The organism is Ruegeria sp. CDSA236, assembly GCF_059611285.1.
Genome location: NZ_JBXWPG010000008.1, coordinates 113,496 through 133,868, shown reverse-complemented (window position 1 = coordinate 133,868; position 20,373 = coordinate 113,496). Strand labels below are relative to the sequence as shown.

Genomic DNA, 20,373 nt, shown 5'->3' with positions numbered 1-20,373 from the left:
TGATATTATCCCATGTCCGCCCTGTTTCCGCCCAGATTTGACGTAAAGATCAGTTAAAGAACCTACACCTGGGGAACAAGAATGGACCGACTGACCGAAATGGAAGCCTTCGCCAACGTGGTGGACCAAGGCGGTTTCACCGACGCGGCCAAGAAAATGGGCATCTCAAAATCGGCTGTGTCCAAGCACGTTTCCAGCCTGGAAGCACGCCTGGGCGCAAGACTGCTGAACCGCACGACGCGCCGCGTGTCACCAACCGAAATCGGGCTGGCCTATTATGACCGGGCCCGCCGCGTTCTGAATGACGCGGGCGAGGCTGATGCGCTGGTCACCTCGATGCAATCTGCCCCCTCTGGTCTGCTGCGGATCAGTGTGGCGACAGATTTCGGCGTGAATCACCTTTCTCCGGTTCTGTCAGGATTTCTAGCTGCCTATCCCGACATCACGGTGAATATGGTGCTGAACAATCGCTATGTTGAGCTGATCTCGGAAGGGTTCGACGTTGCTGTGCGGATTGGTGAGCTGGAAGACAGTACATTGCGCGCCCGCAAGCTGACCGAAACCGTCAAGCGGATGGTCGCCGCGCCCACCTATATCGAGAAATTCGGGCGTCCGCAAAAGATCGACGACCTGAACGAACACAAGCTGTTACATTATTCCAGCCAGTCTTCGGGCAATGTGTGGAAACTGACCGCACCTTCGGGTGAAAAACGTCAGGTCCGCACCGCCGGGTGGCTCAGCGTGAATGATGGGCAATCCTTGTTGAACGCTGCGGTCTCGGGGCTTGGGATCGCGCATCTGCCCAGCTATCTCTATGCCGAGGCGCTGAAGTCGGGCGAAGTTGTCGACGCAATGCCGTCGCTGCCCGATGAAGTGCAAGGCGTTTATGCCGTCTACCCGCCCGGCCGCTTTACGCAGCCCAAGGTGCGGGCATTCATTGATTTCCTCGTCGATGCCTTCAACGAAAAAGGCCCGATGGACTGGTAATTCTAATTTCTCCCGGTGGAAACTGAACGGCCCGCACATGTTGTGTGGGCCATTTTTTTAGTCGCTTAACACGGCCAGCCCCATACTCTGCGCGACCGTACGCAAGGATTGGATCAGGATATTCTGTCCGGGCAGATCAGCTTCTTTTCTGCGGGAAAGAAGCGCGATATCGCGGTTGGCATTTGTTATGGTCAACGGGCGCAAATGGACTTCATCGCGGTAAATCCCCTGACGTCTTGCATACAGGTCCGGCAACACCGCAACCCCAACCCCCGAGGCTGCCATCAGCACGATGGAATCAAGCGTGGTGCCCTCGTATTCATCCGACACCACCCCGCCGCATTCCGCCGCAAGCGCATAGACGATCCGGGACAGACGGTGGCTTTGGTCTAGGGTCAGGATCAGCCGGTCGCGCAAATCCTGGGCGGTGACACCCTGGGTATCACCCGCCAGCACATCATCCACAGCGACCCCGATCCACAGGGATTCGTTGAACAGGCGCTGCTGGATTGTGTTCGGATGGTCCTCGGGCGTGGACAGGATCAGATCGAACCGACCGGATTTCAGCCCTTGTTCCAGATCACGGGTGTTTTCCTCGCGCACGACAATGCGCAGACCGGGGCGGTCCTGATGGACCTTTTTGATGACCTGAGGCAGCAGGTAGGGCCCGATTGAGGGCAACACGCCCAGCCTTAGCCGTCCTGAGACCGGTGTCTCGCTGCTCATCGCGTGGCGCAGATCCCGGACATCGGCAAGGATCTTCTGGGCGCGCTCGATGAACTCTTGGCCTTTGGCAGTCACCTGAACACCACCCCGGTTACGATCAAAGATGCGCAGGCCAAGTTCTTGTTCTACAGAGGCAATTTGCGCCGAGAGGCTGGGCTGGCTGACATTCAGAACCTCAGCTGCCAATCCAAATCGACCCAGTCGGCTGACCGTAACGATATATTCCAGTTGCCTTAGTGTTGGGCGCATTTCATAGCTTTAAACTATCCAAAATTTAGAAAGATAATATTTGGATAACAAATATAGGCAAGGCACTTAGCCCGTGAAATCGGGACAGGAGCCAAAATGCCCAGCGTAATCGAAACCCTTTCCAGCAACTTGCTGGTCCCAACCATCCTTTTCTTCGTCCTCGGGCTGCTAGCGGCTTTTGCCCGCAGCGATCTGTCGATCCCCGGTGGGGCAGCCAAGTTCATGTCGCTGTATCTGCTGCTGGCCATCGGCTTCAAAGGCGGCAGCAGCCTGGCCGAGCATGGCATCCACATGGATCTGTTCCTGACTTTGCTAGGCGGTGTGGGGTTGTCTTTTGTCATCCCCTTTGTGGCATTCGGCCTGCTCCGGGTCATGACACGGTTGGACGCGTTGAATGCGGCGGCTGTTGCCGGGCATTATGGGTCAATCTCAATCGTGACTTTCGTCACTGCCATCAGCCTGCTGGATCTGGTAGGGCTCAGCCATGATGGGTTCATGGTCGCTGTTGCCGCCGCAATGGAGGTTCCGGCCATCCTGTCGGCCCTGTGGTTGGCGCATAAAACCAGCAGTAATGGCGTCAAGGACAAGGGGCTGTGGCGTGATCTTTTGGCAAACGGGTCGATTGTCCTGCTGACCGGGGCTTTCCTGATCGGCGCGGTCACGGGTGGCGAAGGGATGCAGATGATTGCGCCCTTCATCGTCACACCCTTCACCGGCATCCTGTGCCTTTTCCTGCTGGATATGGGCATTTCCGCGGGGCGCAGCCTGATCAAGAACCGCGACAAGCTCTCGCTGGGTCTGTTTGCCTTTGGAATGCTGATGCCCCTGATCGGCGCTGCGATGGCCTGGGTGGTCGGGGCGGTGATCGGCCTGCCCGAAGGCAGCCTGTTCCTGTTCATGGTCCTGTCTGCATCCGCCTCGTATATCGCTGTGCCCGCGGCGATGAAGATCGCGCTGCCAAAGGCCGAGGCCGGGATCTATCTGACCCTGTCGCTGGGTGTGTCCTTCCCGTTCAACATCACGATCGGGCTGCCGCTGTACCTGTGGTGGGTGATGTAGGGATCAGTTGATCAGCAGAACCGCCTCGACCCGGCGGTTCAAATCGCGACCTTCGGCCGTTGCATTCGAGGTGATCGGAGCCAGATAGCCGATCCCCCGCGCCTCGACCCGGTCGGAGGCCACGCCGTATTTCTCGATCAACCGGGCGCGCACGGTCTGCGCCCGGCCGGTGCTGACCGATATGTTGGCCTCGAGTGCGCCAGTATCATCCGTGTGCCCGACCAGAGCCAGCCGCGTTCCGGGATTGTCCGACAGATACTGCGCAATCTCATTCAGAGAGCCGAAAGGCCCGTCACCCAGGGTTATCTCGCCCGTGCGAAAATGCAGATCACCCAGAATCACATGGCCCTCCTGTGCAAGCTCTGCCAACAGCCCCTGTGCCTGATCGACCTCTTCTTCGATCACCAACGGAGGCGCGGCTTCGGCCCCTTCAGGTGACACGCGGATCATCTGCACATAGCCATCGGGCGGGTTTCGGCTGACCAACAGGCTCAGAACTTCGTCGCCCTTGGCAGCGGACAAAAAGCGATAGTCCTGGATGGCCACATACATGTCAGGCGTGGGGACAACTTCGGTTCCAAAGCGAAAATCGAAGCCGCCGCAACTGCGGGCGTCGCAGTCAAAGAGAACCTCATACCCCTGGGCTTTGATCTGTTCCCGCAACGGGGCTAGCAGCTGCAAAGTGGTGCTGGACCCGGCCTGCAGCCGCCAGGTATAGCGCTCGACCCGCCCTTCGACCCGGCGCGCCGGGACTGCTCCGTCGGTATAGGGGCCAGTGGGCAGGTCATAGCTGTCCAACGGGCTCGTGCGGTCGCTGACCAATCGCGTACCCGAAGGAAGCGTCAGCTCCTGCCCGACAACAGGCGATGCCATGAGCAACAGGAATATAACGAGACGGCGGATCATCTTGATTGGGCGTGATACTCGGGGTTGGGGGACATCGCGGTCGCGCTTGCAACACGGTTCGACATGTTGAAAAAGCCGGTCACGTTGGCAATGTCCCAGATATCGCGGTCGCTAAACCCGGCATCCCGCAGGACCTGTCGGTCGGGCTCTTCGATCTTGGTGCTTTCGGTGGTCATTTTGGCCGCGAAATCCAGCATGGCACGCTGCCGCTGATCCAAAGGCGCAACCCGGTAGTTCATGACCAGCATTTCGCCCAGTTGCGGATCACCCGACAACTGCCTGACAGCCGCCCCATGTGCGACAAGGCAATAGAAACACTTGTTTATTGCCGACACGACCACCGCGATCATCTCGCGTTCAAGCTTGGACAACCCACTATCCGCTAGCATCAGATCATTATACATCGCGGTGAACGCGTTCAGCTTGTCGATGTCAAAGGCATAGGCCCGCAGAACGTTGGGCACAAAACCCAGCTTTTCGACGCAAATGTCGAAATATTTCTGCGTCTCCGGCGGCAGCGGATCCACCATCGGAAGGTTCAGCGCGGTGGGTGGTGTAAGATCGGTCACTTTGGGTTCTCTCCTTCAGCCAGCTGACGGTAATGGTATTCTCCGGCAAGCTCCATCCCAAGCGCGCGATAAAGGCCATTGGCGCCCGCATTCGCCTTGGTGCAAATCACGCTGAGCGTCCCGGCGCCCTGATCCTGTGCCCAGAGCGCAGCCGCGCGCATCGCCCATTGGCCCAGGCCCTGACGGCGATGAGCGGGCAAAATCTCAAGTGCGTGGACCATGGCCACGTCCCCGTGCATCGCAACAAACCCGGTACCAGCAGGTTGGTCACTATGGCGAAGCAGCAGGCCGGTCTTTGGACCCGGGGCTCGCTCCATCACGGCCAGCCGCTCTGGTCCAATCCCGCCCTCGGCCCAGATCTCACGCATGATTGCCAGCGGCTCCCATATCGAGAACACCGTTACGCGGGGGAGCGGAAGATCAGTCAGATGCTCAACCGGGCAGGTGTAAATATTGACCGGATCCAACACGGAATAGCCCCGGCCTTCAAGCTGCGCATCCAGCGCCTCGTCCCCTGGCCACAGGCAAAAGATGCGCTTTTGCCCCAGTGCCTGCATCGCGACCTCGGCCGCCGCGATATCGTCATCCAAGACCGGCCCCAGCGCATTGGCTGCACTCACCCGCGATCCGCCGCCCAGACCCTGACGCACCCAAAACGGCCCCTTCCTGTCGCGATGCGCAGATGGCCAAGTGCCATCGACGACATCAGGCCAGACAACGCTCACAGACCAAGCTCTTTCGCCAACCGGGTTGAGGCTGCATCAATCTGGGCGCCCTCGGTTCCGCGGATGACAACGTTGGCACCGAACACACCATTGATCTGAAACGGATAACACCCGATGGACAGATCCTGAAAATCCGCTGCGAGTGCCGCAAGGGGGGCTGCGATATCGCCTTCGCCGCGATCCACCCGCAAGGTTTGGGACAGCAGAGGAACACCGCCGGTCAGACCCGGCAATACACTCGCCACCATCGCCTGAAAGACCGAGGGCACCCCAGCCATCACATGAACATTGCCGATGGTAAAGCCTGGCGCAGTCGACACCGGATTGTCGATCAGCGTGGCACCATCGGGGATGCGCGCCATGCGCAAACGGGCAGCGTTCAGTTCCAGCCCGGATTTCTCGTAATGCGCTTCAAGCAAAGCGCGAGCATCGTCGCGGATGTCGATATGCGCGCCAAAGGCACGGGCGATGCAATCGGCGGTGATATCATCATGGGTCGGTCCAATCCCACCGCTGGTGAAGACATGATCAAAATTTGCCGACAACGCCTGAACGGCGGCTTCGATTGCAGCGGCGTCATCGCTGACCACACGGACCTCTTTCAGGTCGATCCCCTGCTTGGTCAGCTCCTGCGCGAGATAATGCATGTTTGCGTCGCGGGTGCGACCCGACAGGATTTCATCCCCGATCACCAGCATGGCTGCGGTTGGATTTTGCATGGCCTGCGCCCCCTTGATCGACCCTTTCCGCAGGTATAGGCCCTGAAGCATGCGATTTGAAACCCCTCTTGTCCCCGCCCACCTGATCCGCCGCTATAAACGCTTTCTAGCCGATTGCAGGCTTGAGGACGGGCGCGAGGTGACAGCGCATTGCGCCAATCCCGGCTCGATGATGGGACTGGCCGAACCGGGCGAGAAAATATGGTTGGAGCCCAATGACGACCCGAAGAAAAAGCTGAAATACGGATGGCGGCTGGTCGATCACGAAAACGGGCATTTCACCGGCGTGGATACATCCGTCCCGAACCGGGCGTTGCGCGCGGCATTGATCGCGCGGGAGATCCCTGAACTGGCAATCTATGAAACTGTGCGCCCCGAGGTGAAATACGGCGAGAACAGCCGCGTTGATTTCCTGCTGACCCAGCCGGGCCTTCAGGACGCTTATGTCGAGGTCAAATGCGTGACCCTGTCTCGCGAACCCGGTCTGGCCGAATTCCCCGACAGCGTCACAGCGCGCGGAACCAAACATCTAGGGGAACTGACAGCTATGGTGGACGAGGGGCATCGCGCAATCCTGCTGTATCTGGTCCAGCGCACCGATTGTGAGCGAATTGCATTGGCCGCAGATATCGACCCGACCTATGCAGCGGCGTTCGAGGCGGCCCAAGCTAGGGGTGTCGAGAAATTGGTCTATGGCACACGGATATCGCCTGAAGGGGTTTGGGTAAACGTGACCGAAAGCCAATCGTTGATGCAGAAGCGTTGAAAAGGCCCTTTGATCCCATCCTGTGAATTCGACCTTCTAGCAACGTGGGATTCTCTGCGTGAGCAAGAAAACCGGGGCGCTGGCCCTCCCTGATCTGAACACCCATTGTCTGCCGTAATAAGTGGGATTGCGGCGAATGCGCTGCCTGTTTGCCGCTGGCACATCCGGCAATGACAACAATGTACGATCATTGGGTCAGCAGTCACGACCAGGCAGATATCTTCCATGAGTATCTGAGGAATGCTTCATTACACGCAGTGCTTTTATAATCAGTCCCCAACCTTGATCCAGTCATTGTGGGTCGAGTTGCAGGACCATGAAGGTTAGCCAATCCGCCATTTCCTCGCTGACATCATAATAGGGTTTGATCGGCTTAAAACCGAGCTTTTGATACAATCCTCGTGCCTCGATTTGTTCTGGGCCGGTATCAAGATACATTCTTGAGTACCCAAATTCGCGGGCTCGGTGGGTAAGATGCGTTGCAAGAGCCTGACCCACGCCTTGCCCGTGAAATTTCGGAACGACGAACATGCGCTTCATTTCGCAATTTTCTGAATCGAGTGCGCGCAGTCCGACACACCCAACGAATTCCTTATCAATGGTTGCGATTAACAGCGTTCCTGTGGGCGCTCCATATATGCGATGCAGGTCTGAGAGCTCTCGTTCAAATTCAACCGGGTCGAAATAGCGGGCGACGAGATCGCGATAGGCGTGATGGCGCACGAACAACCAATCAACCAAGGCGCGCATCATGTTTTGTATGGCGGCGATTTCAGCGGGTGTCTGGGCGGTCTTGACGGCCACGCGCTGCAGAGCTGCGGTTTTCATTTGGGTGTTCCTTCGCTGGTTCTGGGTGTCTCTGATCGGCGTGGCGACAGATACCAAAGCACCGCAGCCATAATGATCAGGGCTGGGATATCGCCCACCAAATGACCGATCTCCATATGGTCCCGGCTGACTTGAGCGGCCATAATCGCTGCGTGGACGATACTGGACCAGATGGCAAAACTGATCAGACTCATATGGTTTTGCGGGGCTGAGGATGCCCGGATCAGGAACCATCCCAGAACCGCGTAAATACCGCAGATCATCTGGAAATAGTGCTGACCTCCGCCACCATGCCAGACCCACCCCGAAGGCCAGATAACGGCCAGTGGATAGATCAGAAAACAGATGGTCCCAAACAGGGCCAAGGCGATCTTTAATCCCTTCGCGCGGCTTTCGGGGCTCATGCTGCGTCTGCCTTAGGAGTCCATGCATAGGGCGCAAATTCCGCGTCTAGCGGCAGGTCCAGTAAGTTGGCGGTCATGTTGCTTAGCGTCTTGTTTGCAACGCCTATGATTACCTCCAGCGCCTGCTCTGGGTGATAACCTGCCGCCAAAAATTCCGCGTATTCTTCGGTGCAGTCACGACCACGGTCTATTGTGAGTTTCCGGGCAAACCGTGCCAGAGCACCAAGACGATCGTCTTCAGGGTCGCGCCCCGCACGCATCGCTTGAACATGGCTGTCACTCAGTTCGGCATCAGCAGCAAAAGCTGTGTGACCTGCGACGCAGTAGCGGCACTTGTTGGCCACGCTAACCGCAAGTTGGATCACCTCGCGTTCGGCGGGCGACAGGCTGCTGTTCCCAAAGGCGCCGGTCAGCCCGGCAAACCCGGTCATCGCATCAGGAAGACCGCCATAGACGGCATAAACGTTAGGAACAAAGCCACGTGCCTGCGTGATCGCGTTGAATATCGGACGTGATTGTGGGGCCGCTGTCTGGGGCGTGTGTATGGATAGGGTCATAAGCACTCTCTGTTTTGCAGATCCGCAGTTGGGCTGCTTGATGTCATGAGATCTATCTGACGGCGTCCCTACGCGATGCTTTACAGATTGGAGCAAAGCACTATACCGATTGGAGTGCCTTACTACACTTTCTGGAGTAACTTTGATGTCGCACAGCTATGGCCAATGGTGCCCCATCGCCAAATCAACTGAAATCTTGGGCGAAAAATGGACCATGCTGATTGTACGCGAACTGTTGATGGGCAGCACACGTTTTTCAGAGCTCCAGCGTGGGTTGGGCGCGATCTCTCCCACGCTTTTGACGCGCAGATTGGTCACGCTCGAGGAGTATGACCTTGTCTATAAGCGTCGTATTCAAGGCGGTCGGGGGCACGAATACCTACCAACCGCAAGCTGCCGGCAGCTGCAGCCAATCCTACTGGCACTTGGAAGTTGGGGCATGGAATGGTCAAAGGCGTTTATGAGCGACGCGGATTACGACGTCGAGCTTTTGATGCTTTATCTTCAACGAAGTATTGTTCCCGAGAACCTGCCCGGCAGCAGAACGATCGTGTTGTTCCAGTTTACGGATTTCGCTGAGCAACCGAAATGGTGGATCACGGTTGAAGGTGGCAATGTTGATGTCTGCACAACCGACCCCGGTCTGGACGTGGACGTATTCATCACAACCAAGGTGCGCGCGATGGCGGATGCCTGGTTGGGTCACATGACCTATAAGGCGGCCAAAGCCTCTGGCGCGATGGAGATCATCGGACCGGCGGCTCTGACACGTAATATATCAAGCTGGCTTTCCGATTGCATTTTTGCAAGCTTGCCGAATGCCGAAGAGATTTTGGCAACACGTTAGGACAATCTTAGCGCAGCGCCGGCCTGTGCCATAATACTGTCGATAATCGTTCCAGCGGGTTCAGTGCTGTTCACCAGGCCAACGCTTTGACCTGCCCACATCGATAACGCTTCAATCTCACCTGTCATCGAATGATGGGGTGTCGTGGATTGATAGGCCTTGATTGAGGCGATGCCTCGCATTGCAACCGTTTCACCGGACCGGTGGCGTGCCCGATTGCCGGGGCGGCCCTCTGCTAGCCAACGATCCGCTACGGCGTTACGCAGCACGCGATGTGCAGCATTTGACCATCCAACATTATAAAGATCGGTCTCATGGACTGTGTCTGAATGCTGGGCCGCTAAAAGCTGTGCGATGTATTCGGAATGCGCCGCGCTTTCTGGGGTTGCCAGAAAACGAGTTCCCATGACAACGCCGCTGGCCCCCAAACAGAGGACCGCAGCCAACCCGCGCCCGTCCGAGATACCTCCCGCCGCCAGAACTGGCACCGATCCTGCCACATCCACGACGGCCGGGATCAGTGGCAGGGTCGCAACGGTCCCACGAACATGCCCTCCTGCTTCCCAACCCTGCGCGACCAATACATCAACGCCCGCATCAACGGCGCGTTTTGCCTCATTCGCAGACGAGACGGTTTGGATTACCAATGCCCCGCTGGCATGCACTTGTTTTACGAAGGGCGCTGCATCCCCCCAGAAGAAATGCACAGCATGAGGGCGATGCGATAGGCAAAGCTCTAATCGGGCTTCTTGCGGCATGTCGAGGCAAAGGTTTACGGCAAATGGCGCGCCGGTCTTTGCCCGCAGGTTTGTAAGTTCAGCCTCAATAGTCTCTCTGCTGCTCCACGAGAAGGGCATGATCGGATAGCCGCCTGCATTGCCAACAGCAGCAGCCAAGTCGCTTTCCACGGCGCCGGCCATGGGGGCCAGCGCGATAGGGTGATCAACCGCAACCAGATCTGTAAACGCCGTCGAAATTGCGCGGGTTTTGATCGCCTTGTTCATGATTGAACTCCTTCAAGCCGCGTGGCGGTTTCGATTGGCAATAAGGTGATCGGAAAGGGCCTGCGCATCACCGCCCACGCCATCAATCAGCGCCGACTTCCGACGCCGCATGAAGGGCAATCCCAGGACGTATAGACCGGGTGCAACGATGCCCTGATCGTGGACCAAAATGCTTTTCCGGTCGAACACAGGAAGCTTCAGCCAACTGAATTCGGGGGAATAACCCGTTGCCCAGATGATGGTGCAGATCGCTCCGTTTCTCAGATTGGACATGAGGTGTGGCGGGTTGGACAATAACGTCGGGGGCAACAGCTGCGCCTCGGGAAGGCCTGTAATGTTCACGCGTTCGGCCCAGTCGTCGAAATGCTTAAGAAGGCGGCCGATCTTCAAGTCCGACATGGCACAGTGATTGGCAACTGAGCCGGAAAACTGCGCCATACCGTTTTGAATGCCGACCAGTCGACCCGTTACTGCAACCCCCATCGCCTGAAGCGTATTCAGGTCAATGGAGCCTATTCCAGAATCACCCATCAGTTGGAACGAGGGCACGCGGCGGGCGCGTTCGATATCGTCCACATCCTTGACGCGGACGTCCAGAATGCCGCTACGATCCATCCACCATTGAATATCCCGCCCACGATAACGCCGCGGCGCACGGATATGCTCCCCAACGGCAAGGGTCACAGCATGCCCCGCTTTGCAGAGTTCAGCGGCAACCTGCACGCCGCTGGCTGACCCTCCAACCACCAGCACACCGCCCTTTGCAACTTGATCAGGCGATTTATACGTTCCGAGCGACAGCTGCGTGACGCCTTCCGGAACAGCGCCCGCCAACTGAGGCAGTTTAGGCCGTGCGCAAGCCCCACTGGCGACAACGACATGGTCGCAGATCCAATCGCCCTTGTTGGTGCGAACCAGATAGTTGTTCCCGTGAGAGGTCACAGAATGAACAGCTGTGTGCTCTTCGACCGGGGCATCGATCGCATGGGCATAGTCACGCAGATAACCAGTGATCTGGGGCATGTTCATATACCCGTCCAGATCAGGTCCTTTATACCCATACCCCGGCAACCTTGACTGCCAATTTGGAGTAAGCAGCCGCAGGCTGTCCCACCTGTCTTTCATCCAGGACTGCGCCACCTCGCCCCGCTCCACCACAACATGCGCAACGGAACGGTCCGAAAGACACTTGCTCATTGCGAGCCCGGCTTGCCCGGCGCCAATGATGACAGTCGAAATATGTCGCATGACGCTCGCTCCTGTAGCAATCGCGGCCTAGGCGACGACCACATGTACGTTGGTCGGATTGGTCATAAGATCAAAAACAGTGGATCGTTTTTGTGACTGTGCGACCAAAGCGCGAATGTCATCGTCGCTTGCGTCAGCATCGATATCAAAGGTCACACGGACTGCACTGAAGCCGTTGCGAATGTCGGGGTCCATGCCCAATATCCCGCGCATATCCATATCACCCTCGACAACGCATTGTACGTCATGCAGTTGGATGCCCCGATGTTGCGCAACTGCAGCGATGCCACCGGTTAGGCAGCTCGCCAATGCGGACAATGCGATTTCCGGGGGGGTCGGCGCGCTGTCACGAGCAGCGAAAACTTCTGGATGGTCCGAGCAAATTGAAAAAGTTTCTTTGCGTGTGTGTTCTTCACCCAGGCCAAAATAGCCATTGATGGTGTTGCGGCTTTCACTGCCGTCGACCCAGTCGCAAGTGCTGCGGAATGTGAAGGACGCAGCTTTTGGCATCTCGGCAAATGCGCCCCGTGCCCCGATCAGGGCCTCGGTATTTACGCCATTTGAAACGGGCTTGTCTTGGGGTTGCGTGGTCATTGTGTTGTTCCTTTAGAAGTGTGTTGAGCTGTCGGTGCGGCTCGATACGACGACTTCTAGGGAACACGCGCTCTGCGTGATACTTCACGGTCGAAAGCAATCCACTACATATTTGATAGTAAGAAAAAGAAGCTAACGCCGCTAGCATTGCGAAGGATGGATCTGGCGAAATTGGCTATTTGCCTAAGCCGATTTGTTCTGTGCCTTTTTGCCTGTTTTGGTAGGCCGCTCCCCATGTTGTCCGGCAGTACCGTTGAGCGCTTGATGCCAAGCAGGCTTCTTGACAGGGTTTGCACCCGGGCGCCTCGCCTTGGGCTTTTTGGATTTAGGCATTGGGTGTCCTCTCTTGGTTGCAGGCAGGCATATTAGGTTTGCAACCGGATTGATACCACCGAGTTCAGGCTTGGACATGATGTTAGGCAACTGGAATCAAATCAATCCGATCGTACCCTTAAGTAGAAACGCATCAGGGATTGATTTGCCCCAACAACAAAACTGATCCTTTGTGAATGCTGCGCCATGTATCAACGGTGGCAATGGCGGGCTGCGACGCAGCATGACAGGGCCGGATCGAGTGGCTGCTCTAGGCTGTCCTCATCCAAGTAAATGTGTCTGAACCCCGAATTTCCTTCTGCCTCCGAGGTCTGGTCCAGCCCTACAAAGTCGAAAGCAATTTCTATACTTAAGTTCAACTGGGCAAACCGGCTGCGCCTAGGCCAGCAGCAAGGTGTTCGAAATCATCTGGTTGCCGCCACATCGTCTGAAACCCATGAGCGAGAGTGGAAACGGTTTCTTCATTCACTCGGATACCTCGGCTCATGAGTTCGTCGCGACGCTCGGCTGTAAAATCAACGAGGGCTGCTTCGGCCTCTGCCTGACGATCAAGCTTTGCATAGAAGGCCGCCACGAATGCTGTCACAAGGAATTGAGCCAAGCCTCTCCTATAATCCAATCGATGGCCGGGGGGTGCAAAGGATCCAACTGCATTGCCTCAGATACGACCTCACGCGCCTTCTCATGCCTCTCGAGCAAAAGAAAGGCGTATCCACACCAAGCCATGGACTCTGCCTCGTTTTCGATCAAAGACAGCGTTTTTTCAAACTGGGTCTCAGCCTCTTGCCAAAGGCCTGCGCACTAATAGGCGAAACAGAGTTGGTCCTGGATGTAGACATCCCGGTTGTCCAGTGCCGCCCTCTTTCGAGAAATGTGCAATACATGGTTGGTCGCTTCGGTACCCGCTAACCCTAGCCAAATATCAATGGCATAGGTATCTGAAAGGTACATGAACGATCGCGCGATTGTCGGGTCGAGGGCTACCGCCCGTTCTAGCAGGGCCCGTGCCTTTGTCGTATCTCGGGCATTCAGGCCCTCGCGAAGGGCTTTGCCCTTTAGCATTAGCTCGTAAGCCTTCATTTCATTTTCTGGCTTTCGGGTCGAACGATCGTCAACATCGTGCTGAACCCGCCCGGGGAGGACCGCCACGATGCTTCGTGTCACATCGTCTTGAACCTCCAAAATATCCTCTAATTCACGATCATTTCGATCCGACCACAACTGCGATCCCGAAATTGAGTCGGAGAGCTGCACCGAAACTCTGACCCGGCTCCCTGCTTTTCGCACACTACCTTCGACAAGATAATCCGCGCCCAAAGTCGCTGCAATTTCAGCTGGATCGGCTTCCTTGCCTCGGAAGCGAAAAGAGGCGTTCCTTGAGACCAACTGAAGCGTGCAAAAGCGCGACAATCCTGTGATGATGTCTTCTGTAATACCATCACTGAAAAAACTGTTCTGGATCATCGCTCAGGTTGTGGAATGGCAAAACGGCGATTGTGGACGAATTGCCATGGCCGCAGATATCGACCCGACCTATGCAGCGGCGTTCGAGGCGGCGCAGCTAGGGGTGTCGAGAAACTGGTCTACGGCACGCGGATATCGCCTGAGGGCGATTTGGGTGAACTTAGCCGAAAAACTATCGTTCATGCAGAAGCGTTGAAGGGGTAGTTTGAGCCCTGGGTGACCAATTTTGCATGACGAACGGACTGGCGCAATGCGCGGAAGGCCGCCTCCTCGTTTCATTAGTACGGTCCAATCCAAACGCACAGATCTGCTATTTTCGCCGCGATGCAGCTTTCGCATTCCTGCCGTTCGTCCCATCTCCTGTAATATTGCGTCGGTAATGACTCGGTCGTGGACTGAGCTGAGTCTCTGGGCGGCTTAGTCAACGGCGCGTGTTTCAAACTCGTACTCAAATCGTTCAATGTCGAGTTTATAAACTTGGTCGACTATCTCTCTTTCACGGGGGCCGTAGTAGCTTGAATAGTGAACTTTCTCAGTGCTGCTCTTATTAAGGTGCGGTGGTGTGCTTCTCACATCGAAAAGACCATATTCGAGCGCAACTTGTTCAACGACCTCGAAGTCGGATGCGAAGTTCTCCAGTTTCCCTAAGAAATCCAACTCCAAAGGTACGTAAAGAGATTGAGGAAGCCAATGATGATTGACCTTCTCTTTCGAGAATTGAAGGAACTGCAGAAAGTCCATGTCTTCTCGCCCACCCATAGAACGCAGTTGATTCACGCGAAAAGGCTGCGTCGTAAACATCTTCCAATTCGACACAGCTCTGGACCAAGGGTTCCGGACAAAAGAAAATCGAAAAAGGTTCTTTGAAAAAAGGGGCAGATGACGAAGGCTTTTGCTTTCATCTTCTCCAAAGAAAGATCTGCGGATAGAACTAGAAGCACTCTTGGGGACGTCAAAATAGACCAAAGGTGCGTTTACATACCGAAAAGTATAGTTTCCTCGTCCTCCGGAACCTGGGCAGCCGCACGTCGGACAGTCGCATTTGATGCGTCTTGCCGTAAAAAAGCTAAGTAACATATGGGCTTCCCTCCCGTGTCGATAGCGCCGCGTTTTCTAGCAAGATCGTTGATAGAGAGAAAGCAATAACTTTGTTTCGCCTATTGAAGAGACCGCGAATGAGGGCGGTTTTGCACTCCCGATTAACTGGGTCGAACACCTTGCAAGAAGCTTCGGTTGTCGCTTTAGTCAGGCTAGCAGACGGTTGTGCTTTTTGCGGGATTAGTCAAAAACGGGGCCACCCGGCGCAGTAAGTTTGAAAATGTGAGTTTGAACGACCGCTCTCGGATCTGCCCTATGTGTCCTTTCGCATCCGCAGCAATCCATAGTTCGTTGCATCGGGTCTTTTTCGAGATGGGCACAGAAAGCAACCACCAGCCGCTCACCAAGGGAGGATGACCCGCAAGATGTCTGCCAAGCCGACATTGGCGGAACCTCTCTGGCTGGGCATAGAGCTCAGAAAAAGGATCCGCCCAAACAAAGGCGATCCGACCAATCCTTGAAGCCACGGCATTGATCCCCATCTTAACCCGCGACCGTGCGCCCTCTGGTACTTTCTGCACAAGCAACGTAAAAAGGGTGCTGCGCGAAATATTTGGAGCCTCGCATCGATGAAAGAACATCGTGGCCGTCTGACCAAGGACGGTATCCGTATCTATGAACAGGGTGACTTTGCCGGCATGCAGGCGGCAGGGGCTTTGGCTGCGCGGATATTGGATGATATTGCCGATCATGTGTTCGTCGGCCAGACCACTGGCGCGATTGACGGGCTCATCACGCAGATGGTCGAGGATGCGGGCGCAACTTCGGCCACGATTGGATATAAGGGCTATCAGCATGCCAGCTGTATCAGCGTCAATCATGTGGTCTGCCACGGCATTCCCGGCGACAAAAAGCTGAAGGATGGCGATATCCTGAATATCGACGTGACCGTTATTGTCGACGGCTGGTTCGGGGATACCTCGCGCATGTATGTAGCGGGAAAGCTGCCGCGCAAAGCCGAACGGTTGATCCAGATCACTCATGATGCCCTGTTCAAGGGCATCGAGATGGTCAAACCCGGCAACACGTTCGGCGATATCGGCCACGCGATTCAATCATTTGTCGAGGCACACCGGATGAGCGTAGTCCGCGATTTTTGCGGCCACGGGCTGGGCCGGGTCTTCCATGCACCGCCAAACGTTCTGCACTATGGCCGTCCGGGCACTGGTGCGGTTCTGGAAGAGGGCATGTTCTTTACCATCGAGCCGATGGTCAATCTGGGCCGCCCCGAGACCAAGACGTTGGCCGATGACTGGACCGCCGTGACGCGCGACAAGTCACTGTCGGCACAGTTTGAGCACTCGGTCGGTGTAACGGCAGATGGGGTCGAGATCTTTACCCTGTCGCCAGGCGGCAAGTACCACCCGACCTATTCTTCCTGATCCGCCGCCTGATCCCGTAGCAGCTTTAGCAGCAGGGTTTCCTGCCCCCATGGCGTGACCGCATCATGGATGAAAACCGGCGCGCGCAGAGGCGTGCGCTGGGGATCGGTTGCGGTGTCAGCCTCTTGCGGAAGTGACCAATTCGACGGGGTCAGTGCACGGTCCATGCCCCGCAGGGTAACATGACCGGGTCAAATCCCCAAAAGCGCCGGAACCTGCGCCATGTCAGAGAAGACTTCGCCCCCCGCAGCGGCCAGTTTTTTACCGCCACCATGCGGTGCATAGGCCAAACAGCGCATATGTGCCCTGCTTGCTGCGGTCACGCCGCTGAGGCTGTCCTCGATCACCAGAGGGTTTGACGCGTTGAAGCGTTCAGCCGCAGTCAGAAACAATGTCGGGTCCGGCTTGGCCGTTCTCAGGACATGGGCCGAAAAGGCGACATCGCGAAACCGATCCCATAACCCGTTCTGACCCAAAGTGATCTGCATCTTGTCCGGGCTGCCGTTCGAGGCGACACAGAAGGGCAGCCCGTTTGCCTCGAGAACCGCCAGCAGGTCCGCCACGCCGGGCATCAGCTGCACGCCAAGTCGGAGCCGGTCATAGGTTTCCGCATAGACCTCATCAACCCAGCCTGTGGGCAGCTCCGCGCCCAGCGCCCGGGCTTTGTCCCGCACCCCGGTCATGGTGCCCCCAACGAACAGCTTCATACTGTCTTCGATTGTCAGGTTCAGGCCATAACGGGCAAGATTGTCGACCAGTACCTGATTGGACAGCGGCTCACTGTCGACCAGGACTCCGTCGCAATCAAAGATCACCAGATCATGCATCCGGATCGCCATTCCACATCAGGGTGATATGCGTGTCGCCATATTTGCGGCTGTTATGCAACACGAACCCGTCGGGCGGCTGCATGGGCGCGTTTTCCTCCCAGACGACAAGGGCGCCTTGTGCGAACCAGCCGTCAGAAAGAGCCGCAATCGCCTTTTGCCCAAGGGATTTGCAATAGGGCGGGTCCAGGAAGATCAGGTCATAAGGCGCGTCGGGATTGGCCCCCAGCCGCGTTGCGTCGCGACGGATCAGCTCGGTACAGTCAGAGCTGCGGGTCAGGTCGATATTCTTGCGGATCAGGCCCTGTGACACGCGGCCATCATCGACAAAGCTCACATGTGCCGCACCGCGCGACAAGGCCTCAAGCCCCAGCGCACCGGTGCCTGCGAACAGGTCCAACACGCGCAGCCCGTCAAAATCAATCTGATGGGCCAGTACGTTGAACAGGCTTTCGCGTACCCGGTCTGTGGTCGGGCGCAGATGCGCGCCGGCGTCCCCCTTGCCGACCGAGGCCAAAGCCCGACCTCGGAAGGCTCCGGCGATGATCCTCACGCTCTGAGCAGCGGTTTCAGGTCCGCATCCGGGTCGGCCACAATAGCAGGATCAGCTGTTTTTCCGCTTTCAATCAGACGCTTACCAACCATATAGGCACGCGGATCGTTCATCGCGTCGACCGCGATCAGCTGATCGCCCTTATAGTACCAGAAGGACACGGTCTGCCCGTCACCATTGCGGGTCACCACCCGGTCATACCCGGTGTTCAAGCCCGCGATCTGCAGTTTGACGTCATACTGATCCGACCAGAACCACGGGGTCGCGGTATAATCCTTTGCCGCGCCCAACATGTTCTGGGCAACAATCTCGGCCTGATCAATCGCGTTTGGCACGCTTTCCAGACGGATACGCCCGCCAGCATGCGGGAATGAGGCGCAATCGCCCGCCGCCCAGATCGACGGATCAGAGGTGCGCCCATGCGCATCGGTCTTGATGCCATTGTCCAGCTCAAGCCCGGCCATCTCGGCCAGTTGGGTTGCAGGAGCGATGCCAACGCCGACAACAACGAAATCGACCGCCAGTTCTGTTCCATCGGTCAGCACCGCGCCGGTGACCTTGCCGTTTTCACCCAGCAGTCGGTCCAACCCGACACCTTCGCGGATATCGGCGCCATATTCGGAATGCAGCGTTCTGAAATAGTCACTGGTTTCAGGGGCGGCGACCCGTTGCAGAATGCGGTTGGCCATTTCAACCAGGGTCACCTTGACCCCGCGCTTGGCGCAAACGGCTGCGGCCTCAAGCCCGATGTATCCTCCGCCCACGATCAGCGCACGCGCGCCTTCGGACACATAGGGTTCCATTTCGTCCACATGGGCCAGATCACGCACCACATGCACCCCGTCCAGATCGCCACCGATAGCAGCAGGAAGGCGGCGCGGGTCCGATCCAGTGGTCAGGGCCAGCTCATCATAAGAAACAACCTCATCACCCAGCGTCACCGTCTTGGCCTGCGGGTCAATACCGGTCACACGCTGACCAAGGCGCAGGGTGATGTTGTTTTCGGCATAGAAATTCTCGGGGCGCAGGAAGAGGCGCTCTAGCCCCATCTCACCCAAAAGATAGGCCTTGGACAAAGGCGGTCTCTGATAGGGCAAATGCGGCTCTGCGCCGATCAGAGTAATCTCGCCGTCGAACCCATCTTTGCGCAGCCGGGCGACAAGCGAAGCACCTGCCTGGCCAGCGCCAATCACGACAATATGGCTCATATTCCCCTCACCCTGTCGAATTCCCGTGGTCACTTTTGTTAGCTCACCTATATTGCGGCTAGGCCCGACTCTGCAAATCCAAATGACAGGAGCGAAAAAATGATTTCAACAGGTGACACTCTGCCCGACGCCACATTGACCCAAATGGGGGCAAATGGCCCTGAAGAGGTCCGCGTTTCGGACAAGACCAAAGGGCGCAAGGTTGTCATTTTCGCCGTGCCCGGCGCCTATACCGGCACGTGCACAACGGCGCATGTTCCAAGCTTTATGCGTACCAAAGACCAGTTCGATGCAAAAGGCGTGGAAGAAATCATCTGCATCTCGGTCAACGATCCCTTTGTCATGAGCGCCTGGGGTGAGTCCACCGGCGCAACTGCGACTGGCCTAACCATGTTGGCCGATGCGGCGTCAGAATTCACCAAAGCCATCGGGATGGATTTCGACGCCCCGCCCGTTGGTCTGATCGGCAGGTCCAAGCGCTATGCGATGCTGGTCGAAGACGGCAAAGTGGTCGCCATGAACCTGGAGGAAAATCCCGGCGTCTGCGAGATTTCCGCAGGTGAAGGGCTGTTAGAGGTTATCTGACTTGATCTGGCCCCAGTGCTGCTGGGGCCATTTTCGCAATTTAACTTGCGGCACTCTCATGATGGGCGAATACTTGGTACATATTCATCAGGGAGTTTGTTTATGAACCTAAAGACATTTACCTTTCTTTTAGGTCTGACCGGCGCACTTGGCGCTTGTGGACCGGCCCCTACCCCGCAGCAACAGGCCGCACGACAGCATGAGATCGCCTGCCTGAGCGGCACAGTGGGTGGTGCCTTGCTGGGCGGCGTCATCGGCAATCAGTTTGGCGGCGGTTCCGGGAAAACCATCCTGACGGCAGCGGGTGCTGCGGTCGGCGGCGTTGAAGGTCAGAGGTTCGCATGTTGAGAGGGATGAAGATGAAAACCGCAATCGTCCTGTCGATGTTGTCCCTGGCGGGTGCCGCAACGGCCGAAACCGTGGCAGAGCTGCATGAGAATGAGCTTAAGGCCATCGACACCAATAATGACGGCTTCCTGTCGAAAGATGAGTTCGACGCCTTTTCCGACTATGCGTTCCAGACGATGGATGAGGACAAGAACGGCACATTGGGCCTGGATGAAGCCAAGCCGTTTCTGGATATAAAGCAATTCCAAAAGGTTGACCGGGACCGGGATAATAATATTTCAAGAACGGAATACGATCAGCATATGACCGAAGATTTTATTTCTGCTGATCAGAACAGCAACGGTCAACTGGATTAGGCTCTGCGGCCTTGGGCCAGACAGGAGTATG

At 56.7% G+C, this 20,373-nt stretch carries 28 protein-coding genes; 9 read left to right on the top strand and 19 right to left on the bottom strand.

The genetic code is table 11. The features are described 5' to 3' along the window. Positions 1-81: 81 nt before the first annotated feature. The gene (locus tag AC2FLB_RS14105; protein WP_271952071.1) at positions 82-987 is read left to right on the top strand and encodes a LysR family transcriptional regulator; all 906 of its coding nucleotides are present in this window, start codon (positions 82-84) and stop codon (positions 985-987) included. Between the two features lie 57 nt (positions 988-1,044). Here the strand turns inward: AC2FLB_RS14105 and AC2FLB_RS14100 are convergent, their stop codons facing one another. Then, complete coding sequence (locus tag AC2FLB_RS14100) at positions 1,045-1,962, bottom strand: hydrogen peroxide-inducible genes activator (RefSeq protein WP_496679081.1); 918 nt, start codon at positions 1,960-1,962, stop codon at positions 1,045-1,047. A gap of 96 nt (positions 1,963-2,058) precedes the next feature. On the opposite strand from AC2FLB_RS14100, the gene AC2FLB_RS14095 reads away from it, so the two are divergent. Then, complete coding sequence (locus tag AC2FLB_RS14095; RefSeq protein ID WP_271952066.1) at positions 2,059-3,021, top strand: sodium-dependent bicarbonate transport family permease; 963 nt, start codon at positions 2,059-2,061, stop codon at positions 3,019-3,021. Positions 3,022-3,024: 3 nt separating this feature from the next. Here the strand turns inward: AC2FLB_RS14095 and AC2FLB_RS14090 are convergent, their stop codons facing one another. Genes AC2FLB_RS14090 through AC2FLB_RS14075 form a run of 4 tightly spaced genes read right to left on the bottom strand, consistent with a single transcriptional unit; the run spans position 3,025 to position 5,940 of the window. Further along, positions 3,025-3,927: an OmpA family protein gene (locus AC2FLB_RS14090; RefSeq protein ID WP_496692745.1), complete on the bottom strand. Its 903-nt coding sequence runs from the start codon at positions 3,925-3,927 to the stop codon at positions 3,025-3,027. Continuing rightward, entirely contained in the window at positions 3,924-4,496 is a 573-nt protein-coding gene (locus AC2FLB_RS14085; RefSeq protein ID WP_496709462.1) for a peroxidase-related enzyme, read from the bottom strand. The genes AC2FLB_RS14090 and AC2FLB_RS14085 overlap by 4 nt, the downstream gene beginning before the upstream one ends. Next, positions 4,493-5,221 carry a GNAT family N-acetyltransferase gene (locus AC2FLB_RS14080; protein ID WP_496709461.1) on the bottom strand — a complete coding sequence of 243 codons (729 nt, stop codon included), beginning with the start codon at positions 5,219-5,221 and terminating at the stop codon, positions 4,493-4,495. Before AC2FLB_RS14080 ends, AC2FLB_RS14085 begins: the two co-directional genes overlap by 4 nt. Then, on the bottom strand, positions 5,218-5,940 hold the full coding sequence (locus AC2FLB_RS14075; RefSeq protein ID WP_496709460.1) for a competence/damage-inducible protein A: 723 nt from the start codon (positions 5,938-5,940) through the stop codon (positions 5,218-5,220). Before AC2FLB_RS14075 ends, AC2FLB_RS14080 begins: the two co-directional genes overlap by 4 nt. A 49-nt stretch (positions 5,941-5,989) precedes the next feature. Here AC2FLB_RS14075 and sfsA point away from each other — a divergent pair, with 49 nt between their 5' ends. Then, entirely contained in the window at positions 5,990-6,706 is a 717-nt protein-coding gene (gene sfsA / locus AC2FLB_RS14070; protein ID WP_496709459.1) for a DNA/RNA nuclease SfsA, read from the top strand. Here sfsA and AC2FLB_RS14065 read toward each other — a convergent pair. From AC2FLB_RS14065 to AC2FLB_RS14050, 4 genes are all read right to left on the bottom strand, one after another. Further along, the gene (locus AC2FLB_RS14065) at positions 6,631-6,933 is read right to left on the bottom strand and encodes a GFA family protein (RefSeq protein ID WP_496709458.1); all 303 of its coding nucleotides are present in this window, start codon (positions 6,931-6,933) and stop codon (positions 6,631-6,633) included. The two genes, sfsA and AC2FLB_RS14065, sit on opposite strands and share 76 nt — an antisense overlap. Before the next feature lie 64 nt (positions 6,934-6,997). Then, entirely contained in the window at positions 6,998-7,534 is a 537-nt protein-coding gene (locus tag AC2FLB_RS14060; protein WP_496709457.1) for a GNAT family N-acetyltransferase, read from the bottom strand. After that, complete coding sequence (locus AC2FLB_RS14055) at positions 7,531-7,938, bottom strand: DUF6632 domain-containing protein (RefSeq protein WP_496692752.1); 408 nt, start codon at positions 7,936-7,938, stop codon at positions 7,531-7,533. Before AC2FLB_RS14055 ends, AC2FLB_RS14060 begins: the two co-directional genes overlap by 4 nt. Further along, positions 7,935-8,495, bottom strand: coding sequence for a carboxymuconolactone decarboxylase family protein (locus AC2FLB_RS14050; protein ID WP_496692753.1), 561 nt, complete (start codon positions 8,493-8,495; stop codon positions 7,935-7,937). Before AC2FLB_RS14050 ends, AC2FLB_RS14055 begins: the two co-directional genes overlap by 4 nt. 145 nt (positions 8,496-8,640) lie before the next feature. On the opposite strand from AC2FLB_RS14050, the gene AC2FLB_RS14045 reads away from it, so the two are divergent. Next, positions 8,641-9,342: a winged helix-turn-helix transcriptional regulator gene (locus AC2FLB_RS14045; RefSeq protein ID WP_496709456.1), complete on the top strand. Its 702-nt coding sequence runs from the start codon at positions 8,641-8,643 to the stop codon at positions 9,340-9,342. On the opposite strand, the gene AC2FLB_RS14040 is transcribed toward AC2FLB_RS14045, so the two are convergent. The 5 genes from AC2FLB_RS14040 to AC2FLB_RS14020 all read right to left on the bottom strand — a co-directional run bounded on the left by AC2FLB_RS14040 (position 9,339) and on the right by AC2FLB_RS14020 (position 13,985). Beyond that, positions 9,339-10,346, bottom strand: coding sequence for an NAD(P)H-dependent flavin oxidoreductase (locus AC2FLB_RS14040; RefSeq protein ID WP_496709455.1), 1,008 nt, complete (start codon positions 10,344-10,346; stop codon positions 9,339-9,341). The two genes, AC2FLB_RS14045 and AC2FLB_RS14040, sit on opposite strands and share 4 nt — an antisense overlap. Positions 10,347-10,358: 12 nt before the next feature. After that, positions 10,359-11,594, bottom strand: coding sequence for an NAD(P)-binding domain-containing protein (locus tag AC2FLB_RS14035; RefSeq protein WP_496709454.1), 1,236 nt, complete (start codon positions 11,592-11,594; stop codon positions 10,359-10,361). A gap of 27 nt (positions 11,595-11,621) precedes the next feature. Then, the gene (locus tag AC2FLB_RS14030; RefSeq protein ID WP_496692757.1) at positions 11,622-12,188 is read right to left on the bottom strand and encodes an OsmC family protein; all 567 of its coding nucleotides are present in this window, start codon (positions 12,186-12,188) and stop codon (positions 11,622-11,624) included. Positions 12,189-12,876: 688 nt separating this feature from the next. Then, positions 12,877-13,122 carry a hypothetical protein gene (locus AC2FLB_RS14025; protein ID WP_496709453.1) on the bottom strand — a complete coding sequence of 82 codons (246 nt, stop codon included), beginning with the start codon at positions 13,120-13,122 and terminating at the stop codon, positions 12,877-12,879. A gap of 200 nt (positions 13,123-13,322) precedes the next feature. Further along, the gene (locus tag AC2FLB_RS14020; RefSeq protein WP_496692759.1) at positions 13,323-13,985 is read right to left on the bottom strand and encodes a hypothetical protein; all 663 of its coding nucleotides are present in this window, start codon (positions 13,983-13,985) and stop codon (positions 13,323-13,325) included. A gap of 46 nt (positions 13,986-14,031) precedes the next feature. Here AC2FLB_RS14020 and AC2FLB_RS14015 point away from each other — a divergent pair, with 46 nt between their 5' ends. Then, positions 14,032-14,181, top strand: coding sequence for a hypothetical protein (locus AC2FLB_RS14015; RefSeq protein ID WP_496692760.1), 150 nt, complete (start codon positions 14,032-14,034; stop codon positions 14,179-14,181). 221 nt (positions 14,182-14,402) lie between these two features. Here the strand turns inward: AC2FLB_RS14015 and AC2FLB_RS14010 are convergent, their stop codons facing one another. Next, entirely contained in the window at positions 14,403-15,062 is a 660-nt protein-coding gene (locus tag AC2FLB_RS14010) for a sulfotransferase family 2 domain-containing protein (RefSeq protein ID WP_496692761.1), read from the bottom strand. Between the two features lie 590 nt (positions 15,063-15,652). Here AC2FLB_RS14010 and map point away from each other — a divergent pair. Beyond that, a complete protein-coding gene (gene map, locus AC2FLB_RS14005) occupies positions 15,653-16,465 on the top strand; it encodes a type I methionyl aminopeptidase (RefSeq protein ID WP_271952408.1) in 813 nt (270 codons plus the stop codon). Here the strand turns inward: map and AC2FLB_RS14000 are convergent. The 4 genes from AC2FLB_RS14000 to AC2FLB_RS13985 are packed head-to-tail and all read right to left on the bottom strand — an operon-like array spanning position 16,453 to position 19,053. Next, positions 16,453-16,632 (bottom strand): hypothetical protein, encoded by a 180-nt coding sequence (locus AC2FLB_RS14000; RefSeq protein WP_496678387.1) that lies wholly within the window; start codon positions 16,630-16,632, stop codon positions 16,453-16,455. The genes map and AC2FLB_RS14000 overlap by 13 nt on opposite strands. A 24-nt stretch (positions 16,633-16,656) precedes the next feature. Continuing rightward, positions 16,657-17,304, bottom strand: coding sequence for an HAD family hydrolase (locus tag AC2FLB_RS13995; protein ID WP_496678389.1), 648 nt, complete (start codon positions 17,302-17,304; stop codon positions 16,657-16,659). After that, the gene (rsmD, locus tag AC2FLB_RS13990; RefSeq protein ID WP_496709452.1) at positions 17,285-17,845 is read right to left on the bottom strand and encodes a 16S rRNA (guanine(966)-N(2))-methyltransferase RsmD; all 561 of its coding nucleotides are present in this window, start codon (positions 17,843-17,845) and stop codon (positions 17,285-17,287) included. Before rsmD ends, AC2FLB_RS13995 begins: the two co-directional genes overlap by 20 nt. Then, positions 17,842-19,053, bottom strand: a complete 1,212-nt coding sequence (locus AC2FLB_RS13985) for an NAD(P)/FAD-dependent oxidoreductase (protein ID WP_496692763.1) — start codon at positions 19,051-19,053, stop codon at positions 17,842-17,844. The genes rsmD and AC2FLB_RS13985 overlap by 4 nt, the downstream gene beginning before the upstream one ends. A gap of 99 nt (positions 19,054-19,152) precedes the next feature. On the opposite strand from AC2FLB_RS13985, the gene AC2FLB_RS13980 reads away from it, so the two are divergent. The 3 genes from AC2FLB_RS13980 (at position 19,153) to AC2FLB_RS13970 (ending at position 20,342) form a co-directional block, all read left to right on the top strand. Further along, positions 19,153-19,638 (top strand): peroxiredoxin, encoded by a 486-nt coding sequence (locus AC2FLB_RS13980; protein WP_142638675.1) that lies wholly within the window; start codon positions 19,153-19,155, stop codon positions 19,636-19,638. 102 nt (positions 19,639-19,740) lie between these two features. After that, a complete protein-coding gene (locus AC2FLB_RS13975) occupies positions 19,741-19,986 on the top strand; it encodes a glycine zipper 2TM domain-containing protein (protein ID WP_271952399.1) in 246 nt (81 codons plus the stop codon). Between the two features lie 11 nt (positions 19,987-19,997). Beyond that, entirely contained in the window at positions 19,998-20,342 is a 345-nt protein-coding gene (locus tag AC2FLB_RS13970; protein ID WP_496678396.1) for an EF-hand domain-containing protein, read from the top strand. Positions 20,343-20,373 lie beyond the last annotated feature (31 nt).

Excerpts from the sequence above, each read along its gene's own strand:
- AC2FLB_RS14105 (WP_271952071.1), top strand. The coding sequence starts at position 82 with ATGGACCGACTGACCGAAATGGAAGCCTTCGCCAACGTGGTGGACCAA.
- AC2FLB_RS14100 (WP_496679081.1), bottom strand. The coding sequence starts at position 1,962 with ATGCGCCCAACACTAAGGCAACTGGAATATATCGTTACGGTCAGCCGA.
- AC2FLB_RS14095 (WP_271952066.1), top strand. The coding sequence starts at position 2,059 with ATGCCCAGCGTAATCGAAACCCTTTCCAGCAACTTGCTGGTCCCAACC.
- AC2FLB_RS14090 (WP_496692745.1), bottom strand. The coding sequence starts at position 3,927 with ATGATCCGCCGTCTCGTTATATTCCTGTTGCTCATGGCATCGCCTGTT.
- AC2FLB_RS14075 (WP_496709460.1), bottom strand. The coding sequence starts at position 5,940 with ATGCAAAATCCAACCGCAGCCATGCTGGTGATCGGGGATGAAATCCTG.
- sfsA (WP_496709459.1), top strand. The coding sequence starts at position 5,990 with ATGCGATTTGAAACCCCTCTTGTCCCCGCCCACCTGATCCGCCGCTAT.
- AC2FLB_RS14065 (WP_496709458.1), bottom strand. The coding sequence starts at position 6,933 with ATGGAAGATATCTGCCTGGTCGTGACTGCTGACCCAATGATCGTACAT.
- AC2FLB_RS14060 (WP_496709457.1), bottom strand. The coding sequence starts at position 7,534 with ATGAAAACCGCAGCTCTGCAGCGCGTGGCCGTCAAGACCGCCCAGACA.
- AC2FLB_RS14055 (WP_496692752.1), bottom strand. The coding sequence starts at position 7,938 with ATGAGCCCCGAAAGCCGCGCGAAGGGATTAAAGATCGCCTTGGCCCTG.
- AC2FLB_RS14050 (WP_496692753.1), bottom strand. The coding sequence starts at position 8,495 with ATGACCCTATCCATACACACGCCCCAGACAGCGGCCCCACAATCACGT.
- AC2FLB_RS14045 (WP_496709456.1), top strand. The coding sequence starts at position 8,641 with ATGTCGCACAGCTATGGCCAATGGTGCCCCATCGCCAAATCAACTGAA.
- AC2FLB_RS14040 (WP_496709455.1), bottom strand. The coding sequence starts at position 10,346 with ATGAACAAGGCGATCAAAACCCGCGCAATTTCGACGGCGTTTACAGAT.
- AC2FLB_RS14035 (WP_496709454.1), bottom strand. The coding sequence starts at position 11,594 with ATGCGACATATTTCGACTGTCATCATTGGCGCCGGGCAAGCCGGGCTC.
- AC2FLB_RS14030 (WP_496692757.1), bottom strand. The coding sequence starts at position 12,188 with ATGACCACGCAACCCCAAGACAAGCCCGTTTCAAATGGCGTAAATACC.
- AC2FLB_RS14020 (WP_496692759.1), bottom strand. The coding sequence starts at position 13,985 with ATGATCCAGAACAGTTTTTTCAGTGATGGTATTACAGAAGACATCATC.
- AC2FLB_RS14015 (WP_496692760.1), top strand. The coding sequence starts at position 14,032 with ATGGCCGCAGATATCGACCCGACCTATGCAGCGGCGTTCGAGGCGGCG.
- AC2FLB_RS14010 (WP_496692761.1), bottom strand. The coding sequence starts at position 15,062 with ATGTTACTTAGCTTTTTTACGGCAAGACGCATCAAATGCGACTGTCCG.
- map (WP_271952408.1), top strand. The coding sequence starts at position 15,653 with ATGAAAGAACATCGTGGCCGTCTGACCAAGGACGGTATCCGTATCTAT.
- AC2FLB_RS14000 (WP_496678387.1), bottom strand. The coding sequence starts at position 16,632 with ATGGACCGTGCACTGACCCCGTCGAATTGGTCACTTCCGCAAGAGGCT.
- AC2FLB_RS13995 (WP_496678389.1), bottom strand. The coding sequence starts at position 17,304 with ATGGCGATCCGGATGCATGATCTGGTGATCTTTGATTGCGACGGAGTC.
- AC2FLB_RS13985 (WP_496692763.1), bottom strand. The coding sequence starts at position 19,053 with ATGAGCCATATTGTCGTGATTGGCGCTGGCCAGGCAGGTGCTTCGCTT.
- AC2FLB_RS13980 (WP_142638675.1), top strand. The coding sequence starts at position 19,153 with ATGATTTCAACAGGTGACACTCTGCCCGACGCCACATTGACCCAAATG.
- AC2FLB_RS13975 (WP_271952399.1), top strand. The coding sequence starts at position 19,741 with ATGAACCTAAAGACATTTACCTTTCTTTTAGGTCTGACCGGCGCACTT.
- AC2FLB_RS13970 (WP_496678396.1), top strand. The coding sequence starts at position 19,998 with ATGAAAACCGCAATCGTCCTGTCGATGTTGTCCCTGGCGGGTGCCGCA.